16 protein-coding genes are annotated in these 15,689 nt (G+C 71.2%); 12 read left to right on the top strand and 4 right to left on the bottom strand.

Annotation, left to right across the window (positions count from 1 at the left end; all coding sequences use genetic code 11):
* Positions 1-25 precede the first annotated feature (25 nt).
* Complete coding sequence (locus ABZZ04_RS17220; RefSeq protein ID WP_356933036.1) at positions 26-1,351, bottom strand: D-arabinono-1,4-lactone oxidase; 1,326 nt, start codon at positions 1,349-1,351, stop codon at positions 26-28.
* A complete protein-coding gene (locus ABZZ04_RS17215; protein ID WP_356933035.1) occupies positions 1,305-2,552 on the bottom strand; it encodes an MFS transporter in 1,248 nt (415 codons plus the stop codon). Before ABZZ04_RS17215 ends, ABZZ04_RS17220 begins: the two co-directional genes overlap by 47 nt.
* 191 nt (positions 2,553-2,743) lie before the next feature.
* Here ABZZ04_RS17215 and ABZZ04_RS17210 point away from each other — a divergent pair, with 191 nt between their 5' ends.
* Both ABZZ04_RS17210 and ABZZ04_RS17205 read left to right on the top strand, forming a co-directional pair.
* Positions 2,744-3,874, top strand: coding sequence for a ferrochelatase (locus ABZZ04_RS17210; protein ID WP_356933034.1), 1,131 nt, complete (start codon positions 2,744-2,746; stop codon positions 3,872-3,874).
* A gap of 85 nt (positions 3,875-3,959) precedes the next feature.
* Positions 3,960-4,778: an inositol monophosphatase family protein gene (locus ABZZ04_RS17205; RefSeq protein ID WP_356933033.1), complete on the top strand. Its 819-nt coding sequence runs from the start codon at positions 3,960-3,962 to the stop codon at positions 4,776-4,778.
* Positions 4,779-4,838: 60 nt separating this feature from the next.
* On the opposite strand, the gene ABZZ04_RS17200 is transcribed toward ABZZ04_RS17205, so the two are convergent.
* Positions 4,839-5,012 carry a hypothetical protein gene (locus ABZZ04_RS17200; protein ID WP_187438873.1) on the bottom strand — a complete coding sequence of 58 codons (174 nt, stop codon included), beginning with the start codon at positions 5,010-5,012 and terminating at the stop codon, positions 4,839-4,841.
* A gap of 359 nt (positions 5,013-5,371) precedes the next feature.
* On the opposite strand from ABZZ04_RS17200, the gene ABZZ04_RS17195 reads away from it, so the two are divergent.
* From ABZZ04_RS17195 to ABZZ04_RS17180, 4 genes are all read left to right on the top strand, one after another.
* Positions 5,372-6,025: a response regulator transcription factor gene (locus ABZZ04_RS17195; RefSeq protein WP_356933032.1), complete on the top strand. Its 654-nt coding sequence runs from the start codon at positions 5,372-5,374 to the stop codon at positions 6,023-6,025.
* A 6-nt stretch (positions 6,026-6,031) separates the two neighbouring features.
* A complete protein-coding gene (locus ABZZ04_RS17190) occupies positions 6,032-7,261 on the top strand; it encodes an ATP-binding protein (RefSeq protein ID WP_356933031.1) in 1,230 nt (409 codons plus the stop codon).
* Between the two features lie 404 nt (positions 7,262-7,665).
* A complete protein-coding gene (locus tag ABZZ04_RS17185) occupies positions 7,666-7,962 on the top strand; it encodes a DUF4193 domain-containing protein (protein WP_003965732.1) in 297 nt (98 codons plus the stop codon).
* Between the two features lie 12 nt (positions 7,963-7,974).
* Positions 7,975-8,937: a hypothetical protein gene (locus ABZZ04_RS17180; RefSeq protein ID WP_356933030.1), complete on the top strand. Its 963-nt coding sequence runs from the start codon at positions 7,975-7,977 to the stop codon at positions 8,935-8,937.
* A 91-nt stretch (positions 8,938-9,028) separates the two neighbouring features.
* Here ABZZ04_RS17180 and ABZZ04_RS17175 read toward each other — a convergent pair whose 3' ends face one another.
* Positions 9,029-9,484 (bottom strand): DUF3093 domain-containing protein, encoded by a 456-nt coding sequence (locus ABZZ04_RS17175; protein WP_356933029.1) that lies wholly within the window; start codon positions 9,482-9,484, stop codon positions 9,029-9,031.
* Positions 9,485-9,542: 58 nt separating this feature from the next.
* Between ABZZ04_RS17175 and ABZZ04_RS17170 the strand changes: the two genes are divergently transcribed.
* The 6 genes from ABZZ04_RS17170 (at position 9,543) to kdpB (ending at position 15,667) form a co-directional block, all read left to right on the top strand.
* Positions 9,543-10,127, top strand: coding sequence for a PaaI family thioesterase (locus tag ABZZ04_RS17170; RefSeq protein WP_356933028.1), 585 nt, complete (start codon positions 9,543-9,545; stop codon positions 10,125-10,127).
* Positions 10,127-10,660, top strand: coding sequence for a dUTP diphosphatase (gene dut / locus ABZZ04_RS17165; protein ID WP_356933027.1), 534 nt, complete (start codon positions 10,127-10,129; stop codon positions 10,658-10,660). Before ABZZ04_RS17170 ends, dut begins: the two co-directional genes overlap by 1 nt.
* 1 nt (position 10,661) lies before the next feature.
* Positions 10,662-11,435 carry a DUF3710 domain-containing protein gene (locus ABZZ04_RS17160; protein ID WP_356933026.1) on the top strand — a complete coding sequence of 258 codons (774 nt, stop codon included), beginning with the start codon at positions 10,662-10,664 and terminating at the stop codon, positions 11,433-11,435.
* 347 nt (positions 11,436-11,782) lie between these two features.
* Positions 11,783-11,872: a K(+)-transporting ATPase subunit F gene (kdpF, locus tag ABZZ04_RS17155; protein ID WP_356933025.1), complete on the top strand. Its 90-nt coding sequence runs from the start codon at positions 11,783-11,785 to the stop codon at positions 11,870-11,872.
* 7 nt (positions 11,873-11,879) lie between these two features.
* Positions 11,880-13,544, top strand: coding sequence for a potassium-transporting ATPase subunit KdpA (gene kdpA, locus ABZZ04_RS17150; RefSeq protein ID WP_356933024.1), 1,665 nt, complete (start codon positions 11,880-11,882; stop codon positions 13,542-13,544).
* Positions 13,541-15,667, top strand: a complete 2,127-nt coding sequence (gene kdpB / locus ABZZ04_RS17145) for a potassium-transporting ATPase subunit KdpB (RefSeq protein WP_356933023.1) — start codon at positions 13,541-13,543, stop codon at positions 15,665-15,667. The genes kdpA and kdpB overlap by 4 nt, the downstream gene beginning before the upstream one ends.
* The last annotated feature ends 22 nt before the right edge of the window (positions 15,668-15,689 follow it).

Raw genomic sequence — 15,689 nt, 5'->3', positions numbered from 1 at the left:
GCCCCGGAGACCTTCCGGCGGGCGCTCAGTCGCCCAGGACCCGGCGCAGGTAGTCGTTGCCGAAGAGGCGGCCCGGGTCCAGCCGGTCGCGCACGGCGGCGAACTCGCCGAACCGGGGGTACACCCCGGCCAGGTACTCGGCGTCACGGGTGTTGACCTTGCCCCAGTGCGGACGGCCCTCGTGGGCGGTCATGATCCGCTCGACCGCAGTGAAGTACGCCTGGTAGGGCGTGCCCTTGTAGAGGTGGACGGCGATGTACGCGCTCTCGCGGCCCGAGGCCGTGGAGAGCGCGATGTCGTCCGCGGGGGCGGTGCGGATCTCCACCGGGAAGCTGATTCGCAGCGGCGACCGCTCGATCATCGCCCTGACCTCGCGCAGCGCCTCCACGGCGGCCTCGCGCGGCACCGCGTACTCCATCTCCACGAAGCGCACCCGGCGCGGGCTGGTGAAGACCTTGTACGGGATGTCGGTGTACGTACGGGCCGACAGGGCGCGGCTGGAGAGCTTGGCGATCGACGGGATGGTGGCGGGCACCGCCCGGCCGAGCGAACAGGCCACCTGGAAGATCCCGTTGGAGAGCAGCTCGTCCTCGATCCAGCCGCTGACCTTTCCGGGCGGGGCGGCGGGGCCCGCGCTGCGGTTGTTGCGCTTGGTGTTGCAGTTGCCGGTGTGCGGGAACCAGTAGAACTCGAAGTGCTCGTTCTCGGCGACCAGCTCGTCGAAGTCGCTCATGACCCGGTCGAAGCCCATCGGCTCCTCGCGGGCGGTCAGCAGGAAGATCGGCTCCACGGCGAAGGTGATCGCCGTGACGACCCCCAGGGCGCCGAGCCCGATCCGGGCGACGGCGAAGACGTCGGCGTTCTCCGTCTCCGAGCAGGTCAGCACGGTGCCGTCGGCCGTGACCAGTTCGAGCGCGCGGATCTGCGCGGATATGGACGCCGAGTCGCGGCCGGTGCCGTGGGTACCGGTCGAGGTGGCGCCGGCGACCGTCTGCTCCATGATGTCGCCCATGTTGGTGAGCGAGAGGCCCTCGCGGGCCAGGGCGGCGTTGAGCCGCTTCAGCGGGGTGCCGGCCGCGACGGTCACCGTCATCGCCTCGCGGTCGATCTCCCGGATGCCGCCGAGCAGGTCCGGACGGATCAGCACGCCGTCGGTGGCCGCCGTCGCGGTGAAGGAGTGCCCGGTGCCGACCGGCTTCACCCGCAGCCCGTCCTCGGAGGCCCGGCGCAGCACCTCGGCGAGCTCGGGGACGGAGGCGGGGGACACGGTCCGGGACGGCCGGGCGCTGACGTTCCCCGCCCAGTTACGCCACGCGTTCGTCGTCGTCCGTGCGTCGTCGGTCTCGATCATGTTCCGCGCGACCTTCCGTGAGGACCGGCCCGCTGAGCCGGCGATACCCCAGGAACGCCACCGCGGCCGCGAGCGCTCCCGACACGACGGGCACCACGTACCCCGCCTCGGCACCCGACGCGTCGACCACCCAGCCGGCGGCCGAGGAGCCGAGCGCCACACCGACGGCGAGCCCGGTGCTGGTCCAGGTCATGCCCTCGGTCAGTTCGGTGCGCGGTACGTGCTGCTCGACGAGGGCCATGGTGGTGACCATCGTCGGTGCGATGGCGAGGCCCGCGACAAAGAGCGCCACGGCCAGGAACGGCAGGTTCCCGGCCAGTTGGAGGGGGATCATACTCACGGCCATCGCGCACACGCCCACCAGCCACCTGGTGGACGCGCTCCCCTTCAGCCGGAGCAGCCCGAAGACCGCCCCGGCCAGGCATGAACCCAGGGCGTACACGGCCAGCACGAGGCTCGCCGCGGCCTTGTGGCCCCGCTCCTCGGCGAAGGCCACCGTGACCACGTCGACCGCCCCGAAGATCGCGCCGGTGGCCACGAACGTCACCACGAGGACCTGGAGGCCCCGGGAACGCATCGCGGAGCCGCCGGTGTGCGCGGCACGCGGGTGCGGGGCCGGTTCGGTGGCCTGCTGGGCGGTCAGCCAGAAGACGCCGACCAGCAGGAACCCGGCCGCCAGGAGCGGTCCCGCCTCCGGGAACCAGGCGGTGGACAGACCGATCGAGATGATCGGCCCGAAGATGAAGCACACCTCGTCGACGATCGACTCCCACGCGTACGCGGTGTGCAACTGTGCCGACCCCCGGTGGATCTCCGCCCAGCGGGCCCGGACCATCGAGCCCACGCTGGGCACGCAGCCCGCGCCCGCCGCGAAGACGAAGAGCGTCCAGTCCGGCAGCCGCTGCTGCGCGCAGACCAGGAGCCCGGCCACCGCCGCCAGCGCGACGAGGGTGGCGGGGCGCAGGACGCGCCGCTGGCCGTGCCGGTCGACGAGCCGGGAGATCTGCGGCCCGATCACCGCCGCGGACATCGCCAGCGTCGCGGAGAGCGCGCCCGCGAGCCCGTAACGGCCGGTGAGCTGGGAGATCATGGTGACCACCCCGATGCCCATCATGGACAGCGGCATCCGGCCGAGGAATCCGGCCGCCGAGAACGCCTTGGTGCCGGGGGCGGCGAATATCGCGCGATAGGGACTGGGCAAGGGGGACTCCGGAACAGCGCGGCCGTCCGCGCCCGTCATGCAGGTATGTGGCCGATACAGCCTACGGCCTCGCCCGGGGCGGGCAGCGGGGCGAGGGGGGTAACCGGAACCTTCAGGTCCGGGGTGTGGGCGGGTGCCCGGGAACGATGTCGGTGGGAGCGCGGTCCGGGGCGGGTGGCAGGATCGATGCCATGTCCGATCTGCGCGATCCCGCTCCCTACGACGCCCTGCTGCTGCTCTCCTTCGGCGGCCCCGAAGGCCCGGACGACGTGGTCCCGTTCCTGGCGAACGTGACCCGTGGCCGGGGTATCCCCGAGGAGCGGCTGAAGGAAGTCGGCAAGCACTACTTCCTGTTCGGCGGCGTCAGCCCGATCAACGCCCAGAACCGGGCCCTGCTGGACGCCCTGCGCGAGGACTTCGCCGAGCACGGCCTGGACCTGCCGGTGTACTGGGGCAACCGCAACTGGGCGCCGTACCTCACCGACACCCTGCGCGAGATGGTCCGGGACGGGCACCGCCGCGTCGCCGTCCTCGCCACCAGCGCCTACGCCTCCTACTCCGGTTGCCGGCAGTACCGGGAGAACCTCGCCGAGTCACTGGCCGCCCTGGAGACCGAGGGACTGCCCGTGCCGCGGGTCGACAAGCTCCGGCACTACTTCAACCACCCCGGGTTCGTGGCCCCCATGGTGGACGGCGTCCTCGCCGCCCTGGCAGACCTCCCCGAGGACGTGCGGGCCGGTGCGCACCTCGCCTTCACCACGCACTCCATCCCCACCTCCGCGGCCGACACCTCCGGCCCCGCGGACGCGCACGGCGAGGGTGGCGGCGCCTACGTGGCCGAGCATCTCGACGTCGCCCGGCTGATCGTCGACGCGGTACGCGAGGAGACCGGCGTCGATCACCCCTGGAAGCTCGTCTACCAGTCGCGCAGCGGCGCCCCGCACATCCCGTGGCTGGAACCCGACATCTGCGACCACCTGGAGACGCTGCACGCGGACGGGGTGCCCGCCGCGGTGATGGCCCCCATCGGCTTCGTCTCCGACCACATGGAAGTGCTCTACGACCTCGACACGGAGGCCGCCGCGAAGGCCGCCGAGCTGGGCCTGCCGGTGCGCCGGTCCGCGACCGTGGGCGCCGACCCCCGGTTCGCCGCGGCGGTGCGCGACCTGGTGCTGGAACGGGCCGCCACCGAGCGGGGACAGGCACCGGAGCGCTGCGCCCTGGGCGCGCTCGGCCCCGGACACGACCTGTGCCCGGTCGGCTGCTGCCCGGCCAGGGCGCCCAGGCCCGCCGCGGCGGGCGTGGACAGCCCCTACGCGTGAGTCCGGCCGGCGGTGGGGCCCGGGACGCCGCCCCACCGCCCGCCGCACCGAGAGACCGCCGTACGCCCACGACCTTGGGAGCGCCGTGACCGACCGGAACCCGACCGAACTGCTCGACCTCGCCCTGGAGGCCGCCCGCCGCGCGGGCGCGCTGCTCCGCGACGGCCGCCCGGCCGACCTGGGCGTGGCCGCGACCAAGTCCAGCCCGATCGATGTCGTCACCGAGATGGACATCGCCGCCGAGAAGCTGATCGTCGACTTCCTCACCGGGCACCGCCCGCAGGACGGCCTCCTCGGCGAGGAGGGGGGCGGCACGGAGGGCAGCAGCGGGATCCGCTGGGTCGTCGACCCGCTCGACGGCACCGTGAACTACCTGTACGGGCTGCCGACCTGGGCCGTCTCCATCGCCGCCGAACGCGACGGCGAGCGGATCGTGGGCGTGGTGGAGGTCCCGATGCGCCGCGAGACCTACCACGCGGTCCTCGGCGGCGGGGCGTACGTACGCGGCGACGCGCACGGCGGGGACACCGCGCTGCGCCACCGCCCCGCGCCGCCGCTCGACCAGGCGCTCGTCTCGACCGGGTTCAACTACGTCGGCCACGTCCGCGCCCACCAGGCGGACGTGGCCGGGAGGCTGATCCCGCAGCTGCGCGACATCCGGCGCGGCGGCTCGGCCGCCGTGGACCTCTGCGACGTGGCGGCGGGCCGGCTCGACGGCTACTACGAGCGCGGTCTGCACCCCTGGGACCTGGCCGCGGGCGACCTCATCGCCAGGGAGGCGGGGGCACTCACCGGGGGCCGCCCCGGGCTGCCCGCCGACGGCGACCTGGCGATCGCCGCGTCCCCCGGCGTCTTCGAGCCGCTGCAGGCCCTCCTGGAGGAGTACGGGGCCTGGCACGACTGAAGGGCTCCGGACGCGTGAGGAGGGCCCCCGACGGCGTCGGGGGCCCTCCTCACGCGCTGCTCAGGCGCTCGTGGCGCCGATCTCCACGCCGTGTTCGGCGGCGAGGCGGTGCAGGTCGTCCAGCTCGCTCTGCTCGACGTCCGCGAGGAAGTCGTCGCCCGTCTCGCGGGCTCGGGTGAGGTCGGACTCGGTGGTCCTGATGCGTTGCAGCAGACCTGCGGTGAAAGCGTCCATAATGCGCCCCCTCATCGTGGGTCGGTGGCACGGGGGTGTGCCCGGGTTTCCCTCCGCGCGCAGGCGGTAGGGCGGGTGATCACGCGCTCTCCGGGGACGGAGTGGCCTGTGGCACGCCACATTCAAGGCGCGATCGCGGGTGTGAATGCGTCCTCCCCGGGCCAAAGCTCAGGGAAACCTCAACTGGCCCGAAAATCCGGTGAATTCCCCTGGGGCCCGGACCGGTCGGAGTCGCCTTACCGCCGGTTTATGCGCGTTGCGGGCAGGATGGAGCCGCACGGAACCGTGCCGATCGCAGTCCGTGTCGCGGACCGTGTTCGCTTCGACACTCACTGAGTTTTCCTAGGAAGGACAGCGCCGTGCGCGTACTCGTCGTGGAGGACGAGCAGCTGCTCGCCGATGCGGTGGCCACCGGACTGCGCCGGGAGGCCATGGCCGTCGATGTCGTGTACGACGGTGCCGCGGCCCTGGAGCGCATCGAGGTCAACGACTACGACGTCGTGGTGCTGGACCGGGACCTCCCCCTGGTGCACGGCGACGACGTCTGCCGTCGGGTCGTCGAGCTCGGCATCCCCACCCGGGTACTGATGCTCACGGCCTCCGGGGACGTCAGCGACCGGGTCGAGGGCCTGGAGCTGGGGGCCGACGACTACCTGCCCAAGCCGTTCGCCTTCACCGAGCTCACGGCCCGGGTCAGGGCCCTGGGCAGGCGTACGACGGTGGCGCTGCCGCCCGTCCTGGAGCGCGCCGGCATCAAGCTCGACCCCAACCGGCGCGAGGTCTTCCGCAACGACGCGGAGATCCAGCTCGCGCCGAAGGAGTTCGCCGTGCTGGAGGTCCTGATGCGCAGCGAGGGCGCCGTCGTCTCGGCCGAGCAGCTGCTGGAGAAGGCCTGGGACGAGAACACCGACCCGTTCACCAACGTCGTCCGGGTCACGGTCATGACGCTGCGACGCAAGCTCGGCGAGCCACCGGTGATCGTCACCGTGCCCGGTTCCGGTTACCGGATCTGATCGCCCGTGCCCCCCGTCCCCGCGCCGCCGACGGCGCCTCCGAAGCCCACCTGGGAGCCCAAACCGCAGGAGCCGCCCTACTGGCTGCGCCCGACCATCCGGATACGGCTCACGCTGCTCTACGGCGGCATGTTCCTGATCGCGGGCATCCTGCTGCTCTCGATCATCTACATGCTGGCCGCGCAGGCCCTGCACGTGGGCAGCGAGCTGCCGTTCGAGATCGTCAACGGCCAGGTGACCAGCAAGATCTGCAACCTGCCCGAGAAGGCGTCCCCGGATGCCTTCAACGCGGCGATGAACTCGTGCGTCAACCACCAGCGCCAGCAGGCGCTGGACACCCTCCTGAACCGCTCGCTGCTGGCCCTGGTCGGCCTCAGCGTCATCGCCTTCGCCTTCGGCTACGCCATGGCCGGCCGGGTGCTCTCCCCGCTGGGTCGGATCACCCGGACCGCCCGCCAGGTGGCCGGAACCGATCTGTCCCGCCGGATCGAGCTCGACGGCCCGGACGACGAGCTGAAGGAGCTCGCCGACACCTTCGACGAGATGCTCGACCGGCTGGAGCGGGCCTTCACGGCCCAGCAGCGGTTCGTCGGGAACGCCTCGCACGAGCTGCGCACCCCGCTCGCGATCAACCGCACGCTGCTGGAGGTCCACCTCTCCGACCCCCAGGCCCCACCGGAGCTGAAACAGCTGGGCAAGACGCTGCTGGCCACCAACGAACGCAGCGAGCAGCTCGTGGAGGGGCTGCTGCTGCTGGCCCGCAGCGACAACCAGATCGTCGAGCGCAAGCCGGTCGACCTCGCCGAGGTGGCCTCGCGCGCGATCGACCAGGCGCGGGGCGAGGCCGAGGACCGGGGGGTGGAGATCCGCGGCGAGCGGGCCCCGGCCGTCGTCCAGGGCAACGGCGTCCTGCTGGAGCGGATCGCGCTGAACCTCGTGCAGAACGCCGTGCGCTACAACGTCCCCGAGGGCGGCTGGGTGGAGGTCACCACCGAGCTGTGGAGCGGGCAGGCCCTGCTGACGGTCTCGAACACAGGTCCCGTGGTGCCCGCGTACGAGATCGACAACCTCTTCGAGCCCTTCAGACGGCTGCGTACGGAGCGGACGGGCAGCGACAAGGGGGTGGGGCTCGGCCTGTCGATCGCGAGGTCCGTGGCGCGCGCCCACGGCGGCCGTATCATCGCGGAGCCCCGTGAGGGCGGCGGGCTTGTGATGCGTGTCTCACTGCCGGTCTGACCGGCAGGTCGGACCGATCCGTGGACGAAGCAGTTTGTTCGCTTTGAGCGGAATTTCCGGGACCCGCTCCCGGGAGTGCCGTGTGTGATCGATCACAGAAACGAATTTCTGCCCGTCAACGCTGCGTGATCAGGAACCATGCCTGAAAACCCGTAAAAGTCGGGGTTTCCGGGGCTTGATGTCACGGGAAGTACACGGGGTGGCGCCCGTGGAGCACGACACGGGGACCGTGTACGGTCCCCATCGCCACCCAAGCCGATCGCTCCCGAGCGGTCCTTTTGGGTGTCGATTGAGTAACAGACCTTGATGTGAGGCAAAATCTCCGCCTCGGGTCGGGCACAAGTCCGGCCTCTCACGCGTTACGAGCGCTGAGACACCGCAGACACCCAGAGGGGGAGAGCGACATGGCAACGGATTACGACACCCCACGCAAGACCGACGACGACGTCGATCAGGACAGCCTGGAGGAACTCAAGGCTCGCCGGAGCGACAAGACCGCCTCCGCCGTCGACGTAGACGAGTTCGACGCGGCCGAAGGACTGGAGCTGCCCGGCGCGGACCTGTCCAACGAGGAGCTCGCCGTCAGGGTCCTGCCCAAGCAGGCCGACGAGTTCACCTGCATGAGCTGCTTCCTCGTGCACCACAGGAGCCAGCTCGCGCGCGAGAAGAACGGCCAGCCGATCTGCCGCGACTGCGACTAGGTCGCGCCGACCGTGGCAGGCGACACACCCTTCCGGAAACGACGCTTGCGGCGCAAGAGGTCGTCGGAGACGCATCAGGGCGGCACAGGCCCGGCACAGGGCGCGACAGCGCCCGCCGAGCGGTCCGCCCTGCCGCACTCCCCGGACGGGTGGGACGACGGGCGAGGCCGGCCGGCCTCGCTCGAAGCGGCCCCGGCGGTCCCGGCGATCGAAGGAGCCGGCCCGGCCGAAGGGGTCGAACGGATCGGCAGGACGGAGCCCGTGACCGGGGCAGGCCGTCTGAATTCGGTGAAACGGGGTGTGCGCAGGAGCGGGGAGAGCGCCAAGGCGGCGATCGGCCGTATCGCCGACCTGATCATCGAGACCGCTCCCCGCGTCCCCGTGCGCGATCTCGCCACCCTGCGCAGGCAGTTCCCCGGCCTGGGGCCGGAGGAGCTCGCGGACCGGCTCATCGCGGGCGCGAGCAAGGGCACCGCTGCCGTCGGCGCCGGTATCGGCGCGGCGGCCATGATGCCCGTACCGCCCGTCATGCTCGCCGAGCTGACGGCGGAGATCACCGGGGTGGCCGCGATAGAGATGAAGCTCGTCGCCGAGCTGCACGAGGTCTACGGGCTGCGTCCGCCGGGCGGGCTCGTCCAGCGTTCCGGCGCCTACCTCACCTCCTGGACGGAGGAGCGCGGCATCGACGTCAGCCGCCCCACGACGGTGAACGCGGCGCTGGGCGGTCAGATGAAGCGCGAGCTGCGCCAGCAGATCATGAAACGCATGGTGCGCGACCTGCCCAACCTGATGCCCTTCATGATCGGCGCCGCCGTCGGCGCGATGATGAACCGGCGCGACACCAGAAAGCTCGCCGAGCGGGTCAGGAAGGACCTGCGCGAGCGCCAGGTCCCCTGGGACCGGCTGCCGGCACTGCCCCCACTGGAGCAGCCGGAGGACCCGCACGAGGTGATCCGGGGCGAGCTGGAGGGCTGAGGGCCCGCGGGGCCGGCCCTGGCGCGCCGGGAAGGGCGTGCGGCGGCCGCGACCGGGCCCCGGAGGGACCCGGCGGGTTCCGGCCCGGCGGCTACGCCCGTACGGCCGTGAGCGCCGCCACCAGGGCCTGCGGCTCACGGGTGGACAGATAGACGTACGGAGTCGGGTCCTGCGGATCGGTGACCTCGATCCGGACCGCCGTCGGGATGTAGCTGCGCAGCAGCATGAACGCGCGGGTGTCCGCCTTGTACGAGCGCCACGCGCGCGCCTCCTCCCCCTCCAGCACCTCGGCCTCGCCGAGCGCCGTCACCGGGATCCGCGCGTCGCCCGCCACCAGGACGCCCCCCACCACCCGGACCCTGGCCGAGCCGTAGGAGCTGACCGCGACCGCAGCCAGGGCCGTGCCGCCCACCAGACCGGCCAGCAGCGGCACGGTGCCCAGCGGCAGCAGCATCAGGGCGCAGGCGATGCCGACCAGGAAGGCGATGAGCCACCAGGAGCGGGGCGCGGTCAGTCGTTCGTCGAAGGGCGGCGTGGAAGGCTGCATGGGCCCAAGCTTGGCACGGTGCGACCCGCGAGTAGCCGCGCGGGTAAGGTCAGCGCCTGTGAGTGGAACATCTGAGGCCCTGAAGCCCCCGGCCGACGCGGTGAAACCGGTCCGGCACCCCGAAGCCCCGGCCCCGGGCGAACTCCTCGGCGCGCACTACGAACACTGTTTCGGTTGTGGGGAGGGGCAGCCGCACGGGCTGCACCTCCAGACCCGGGCCGGTGACGGCGTCCGCGTCACCGCCGAGTTCACCGTGCAGGCCGCCCACCAGGGCGCCCCGGGCCTGGCGCACGGCGGCATCCTGGCCACCGCGCTGGACGAGACGCTCGGCTCGCTGAACTGGCTGCTCAGGGTGATCGCCGTGACCGGACGGCTGGAGACCGACTTCGTGAGCCCGGTCCCGGTGGACACCGTGCTGCACCTCGACGCCGAGGTCGTCGCGGTGCACGGCCGGAAGATCTACTCGCGGGCGACCGGCCGGATCGGCGGCCCGGACGGGCCCGTGGCGGTCCGGGCCGAGGCCCTCTTCATCGAGGTCAAGGTCGACCACTTCATCGAGAACGGCCGCCCGGCGGAGATCCGGGCCGCGATGGCCGACCCCGACCAGGTCAAGCGCGCCCGTGCGTTCGAGGTGAACCCCTGATGCGCCGCCCCGTGGACGTACTGATCCGCCGGATCGACCCGGAGGTGCCGATTCCGGCCTACGGGCATCCGGGCGACGCCGGGGTCGATCTGGTGACCACCGAGGCCGTCGAACTCGCTCCCGGCGAGCGGGCGGTGCTGCCCACCGGCGTGGCGATCGCGCTGCCCGACGGGTACGCCGCGTTCGTGCACCCGCGCTCCGGCCTCGCGGCCCGCTGCGGAGTCGCCCTGGTGAATGCCCCGGGGACGGTTGATGCCGGGTACCGTGGAGAGATCAGGGTGATCGTCATCAATCTCGACCCGCGCGAGCCCGTGCGGTTCGACCGGTTCGACCGGATTGCCCAACTGGTTGTCCAGCAGGTCGAGAAGGTGCGCTTCCACGAGGTGACGGAGCTTCCCGGCTCGGCTCGCGGCGCCGGAGGCTTCGGATCGACCGGAGGACATGCTTCCGGTGATGTCGATGGTGTCGGGGACGGGATCACCCAGGGCGGGAACAGCTACGCTTCGGTCGTACCCGACCGGGAAGGACAGTGACGTGTTCGGACGTCGCAAGAAGAGTGGTTCCGCCGAGGACGTGGCGGACGAAGCGCGCGGGGCCGAGCAGGTCGTCGACGAGCTCGATGAAGCGGACGGGGCCGACAGCGGCCCGCGGCGGGTGAATCTCCCGCCGGCACCGCGGCCGGACGGGCCGTGGGACATCTCCGAGGTCTCCCAGCCCGGCGAGGGCCGGGTCGACCTGGGCGGCGTCTTCGTGCCCGGCGTCGAGGGCATGGAGCTGCGCGTCGAGGTGGCCGGTGACGCGATCGTCGCCGCGACCGTGGTGCTGCGCGACAGCGCCATTCAGCTGCAGGCCTTCGCCGCCCCCAAGAAGGAGGGCATCTGGGGCGAGGTCCGTGAGGAGATCGCCACCGGCATCACCCAGCAGGGCGGGATCATCGACGAGGTCGAGGGTCCGCTGGGCTGGGAGCTGCGTGCCCAGGTGCCCGTGCAGCTCCCGGACGGCACGAACGGCGTGCAGCTGGTGCGGTTCGTCGGCGTCGACGGACCCCGTTGGTTCCTGCGCGGAGTGATCTCCGGCCAGGGCGCCGTCCAGCCGGAGGCCGCCGGGCTGCTGGAGACGATCTTCCGGGACACCGTGGTCGTCCGTGGCGAGGGCCCGATGGCGCCGCGCGACCCGATCGTCCTCAAGCTGCCCAACGACGCCCAGATGGTGCCCGAGGGCGTCCAGCAGGAGGACCAGGAGAACTCCAGGTTCTCCGGTGACATGGGCCGGCTCCAGCGCGGCCCCGAGATCACCGAGGTGCGCTGAGCAGGGCCGGGCAACCGCCCGGCACGGCTTCGGCCGGTGGGCCGCATCCCCTTCCGAGGGGGTGCGGCCCACCGGCCGTTTCGCGTCCGGGAGCGGGGTCCGGCGGCGCGCGGGAGGCGCGCGTATGGGGCGCGTATCGGCCACGTATGCGCGCCGTCAAAGGCCCGCCGTTCCCCGTAAGGAAGCCATCAACGCAGGCCAGGACGGCTGTGGCGGGAGGTTTGCTCAAGAGGTCCGAGAAATCCGTACCTCATCTAGGAGCACACGATGGCCGATGTGGCCTTCGTCGTCACCACGATCGCGGTGTTCGCGCTGGTGGCTCTGGTCGCCAAGGGGGTGGCCAGGCTGTGACCGTCGAAAACGTCGTCGGCCTCGTCGTGGCCGTCGCCCTGCTGGGCTACCTCGTCCTCGCCCTTCTGTACCCGGAGAGGTTCTGAGCACGATATGAGCCCCGTCCTCGCCGGTGTGCTCCAGGTCCTCGCGCTCGTCGTGGCGCTGGGACTGGCGTACCGCCCGCTCGGCGACCACATGGCCCGCGTCTACTCCTCGGAGAAGCACCTCCGCGTCGAGAAGTGGATCTACCGGGTCGTCGGCGTCGATCCGAACACCCGGATGCGCTGGCCCGCGTATCTGCGGGGTGTGCTCGCCTTCTCCGTGGTGAGCGTCCTCTTCCTGTACCTGCTCCAGCGGCTCCAGGGCAGTCTGCCCGGCTCGCTCGGCTTCGTCTCGATCGACCCGGACCAGGCGTTCAACACGGCGGCGTCGTTCGTCGCGAACACCAACTGGCAGTCGTACTACGGCGAACAGGCCATGGGCCACGTCGTGCAGACCGGTGGCCTGGCCGTGCAGAACTTCGTCTCGGCCGCCGTCGGCATAGCCGTCGCGGTGGCCCTGGTACGGGGCTTCGCCGGATCCCGCACCGGTGAACTCGGCAACTTCTGGGCCGACCTGGTGCGCGGCACCGTGCGGATCCTGCTGCCGATCGCCGTGGTCGGCGCCCTGGTGCTCGTCGCCTGCGGCGTGATCCAGAACTTCTCCGGCATCCACGAGGTCGGTCAGTTCACCGGCGGTCCGCAGCAGTGGAACGGCGGCGCGGTGGCCTCCCAGGAGGTCATCAAGGAACTGGGCACGAACGGCGGCGGCTACTTCAACGCCAACTCGTCCCACCCGTTCGAGAACCCCAACGGCCTGTCCAACCTCTTCGAGATCTTCCTGATCCTGGTCATCCCCTTCGCGCTGACCCGCACTTTCGGCCGGATGGTCGGCTCGCTCAAGCAGGGCTACGCGATCCTCGGCACCATGGCCACCATCTGGCTGGGCTTCACCGCCCTGATGATGTGGACCGAATACGCCCACCACGGCCCCGCGTTCGACATCGCGGGCGGGGCGATGGAGGGCAAGGAGACCCGGTTCGGAATCGCCGGCTCGTCCATCTTCGCCGTGGCCACCACGCTCACCTCCACCGGCGCGGTGAACTCCTTCCACTCCTCGTACACCGGCCTCGGCGGCGGCATCACCATGCTCGGGATGCAGCTGGGCGAGATCGCGCCCGGCGGGGTCGGCTCCGGCCTCTACGGCATGCTCGTCATGGCGGTCATCGCCGTGTTCATCGCCGGACTGATGGTCGGTCGCACGCCCGAGTACCTCGGCAAGAAGATCGGCACCCGCGAGATCAAGCTCGCCGCCTGCTACATCCTGATCACCCCGGCGCTGGTGCTCTGCTTCACAGCCGCGGCGATGGCGCTGCCCACCCCGCCCCACTCGATGCTGAACTCCGGCGCGCACGGGTTCTCCGAGGTGCTCTACGCCTACACCTCGGGCGCGAACAACAACGGTTCCGCGTTCGCCGGACTGAACGCGGACACGCAGTGGTTCAACACCACGATCGGCCTCGCGATGCTGCTCGGCCGGTTCCTGCCGATGGTGTTCGTCCTCGCGCTGGCCGGCTCGCTCGCCGAGCAGAAGCCGGTACCGGTCACCACGGGAACCCTGGGCACGCACCGGCCGCTGTTCAGCGGTCTGCTGGCCGGCACGATCCTGATCATCACCGGTCTCACCTACTTCCCGGCGCTCGCGCTGGGACCGCTCGCCGAAGGGCTGGCGTCATGACCACTCGTACGGAACAGGAGGACCCGGTGTCCACCGTCACCCCCACCCGGGCACCGCACCGGGACGCGCCCGCGGAGCAGCGGGGCGAAGGACGCGTCGGCGGGGGCCTGTTCGACCCCGCGCAGCTGGTCCGGTCCCTGCCCGACGCCGTGCGCAAGCTCGACCCCCGGGTGATGGCCAAGTCCCCGGTGATGTTCGTGGTGCTGGTCGGTTCGGTGTTCACGACCGTGCTGGCGTGCCTGGAGCCGGGGGAGTGGTTCGGCTGGGCGATCGCGGCCTGGCTGTGGCTGACCACGATCTTCGCCAACCTGGCGGAGGCGGTCGCCGAGGGACGCGGCAAGGCGCAGGCCGACACGCTGCGCAGGGCCAAGACCGACACCGTCGCACGGCGGCTGACCGGCGGGAACGAGGAGCGGGTGCCCGGCACCGAGCTGCGCGTCGGTGACCAGGTGGTCTGCGAGGCCGGTGACATCATCCCCGGCGACGGAGACGTCGTCGAGGGCGTCGCGAGCGTGGACGAGTCCGCGATCACCGGCGAGTCCGCCCCCGTCATCCGGGAGTCCGGCGGCGACCGCAGCGCCGTCACCGGGGGCACGAAGGTGCTCTCCGACCGCATCGTCGTCAAGATCACCACCAAGCCCGGCGAGACCTTCATCGACCGGATGATCGCCCTGGTCGAGGGCGCCGCCCGGCAGAAGACGCCCAACGAGATCGCGCTGAACATCCTTCTCGCGTCCCTCACCGTCGTCTTCCTGCTCGCCGTCGTCACCCTCCAGCCCTTCGCGGTGTACGCCGGGCAGGAACAGTCGATGATCGTGCTGACCGCGCTGCTGGTCTGCCTGATCCCGACCACCATCGGCGCACTGCTCTCCGCCATCGGCATCGCCGGCATGGACCGCCTCGTCCAGCGCAACGTCCTCGCCATGTCGGGGCGTGCCGTCGAGGCCGCCGGGGACGTGTCGACGCTGCTGCTCGACAAGACCGGCACCATCACGCTCGGCAACCGGCAGGCCGCCGAGTTCGTACCCGTCAAGGGCACGACCGCGGCCGAACTGGCCGACGCCGCCCAGCTGTCGTCGCTCGCCGACGAGACGCCGGAGGGGCGCTCGATCGTCGTGCTCGCCAAGGAGAAGTACGGGCTGCGCGAACGCCACCGGGGCGAACTGTCCGGCGCCGAGTGGGTGGCCTTCACCGCCCAGACCCGGATGTCCGGCGTCGACGTGGAGGGACGCCGGGTCCGCAAGGGGGCGACCGGCTCGGTCGTCGCCTGGGTCGGGGAACGCGGCGGCACCGTCACGCGGGAGGCACAGGCGCTCACCGACACGATCTCCGCAGCGGGCGGCACACCGCTGCTGGTGGCCGTGGAGGACGGGCACGGCGCCCGGGTCCTCGGCGTCATCCACCTCAAGGACGTCGTCAAGGAGGGCATGCGGGAACGATTCGCCGAGCTGCGCCGGATGGGCATCAGGACGGTCATGATCACGGGTGACAACCCGCTGACCGCCAAGGCCATCGCCGAGGAGGCCGGTGTCGACGACTTCCTCGCCGAGGCCACGCCCGAGGACAAGATGGCGCTCATCAAGCGCGAACAGGCGGGCGGCAAGCTCGTCGCCATGACCGGCGACGGCACCAACGACGCCCCCGCGCTCGCCCAGGCGGACGTCGGGGTGGCCATGAACACCGGTACCTCGGCCGCCAAGGAGGCCGGGAACATGGTGGACCTGGACTCCAACCCCACCAAACTGATCGAGATCGTCGAGATCGGCAAGCAACTGCTCATCACCCGGGGCGCGCTGACGACCTTCTCCATCGCCAACGACGTCGCGAAGTACTTCGCGATCATCCCCGCGATGTTCGCCGTGGTGTACCCGGGCCTGGACAAGCTCAACATCATGCAGCTGTCCTCGCCCCAGTCCGCGATCCTCTCGGCGGTGATCTTCAACGCGCTGATCATCGTCGCCCTGGTGCCGCTCGCCCTGAAGGGCGTGCGCTACCGGCCCAGCGGCGCCGACTCGATGCTCCGGCGCAACCTGGGGATCTACGGACTCGGCGGCCTGGTCGCCCCGTTCATCGGGATCAAGATCATCGACATGATCATCTCGCTCGTACCCGGGCTGAACTGAACTGAGGAATCGGCTGACCTGC

This window comes from Streptomyces sp. NPDC006435 (genome assembly GCF_040612315.1).
GTDB lineage: Bacteria > Actinomycetota > Actinomycetes > Streptomycetales > Streptomycetaceae > Streptomyces.
This window is presented reverse-complemented; position numbering and strand designations above follow the sequence as displayed.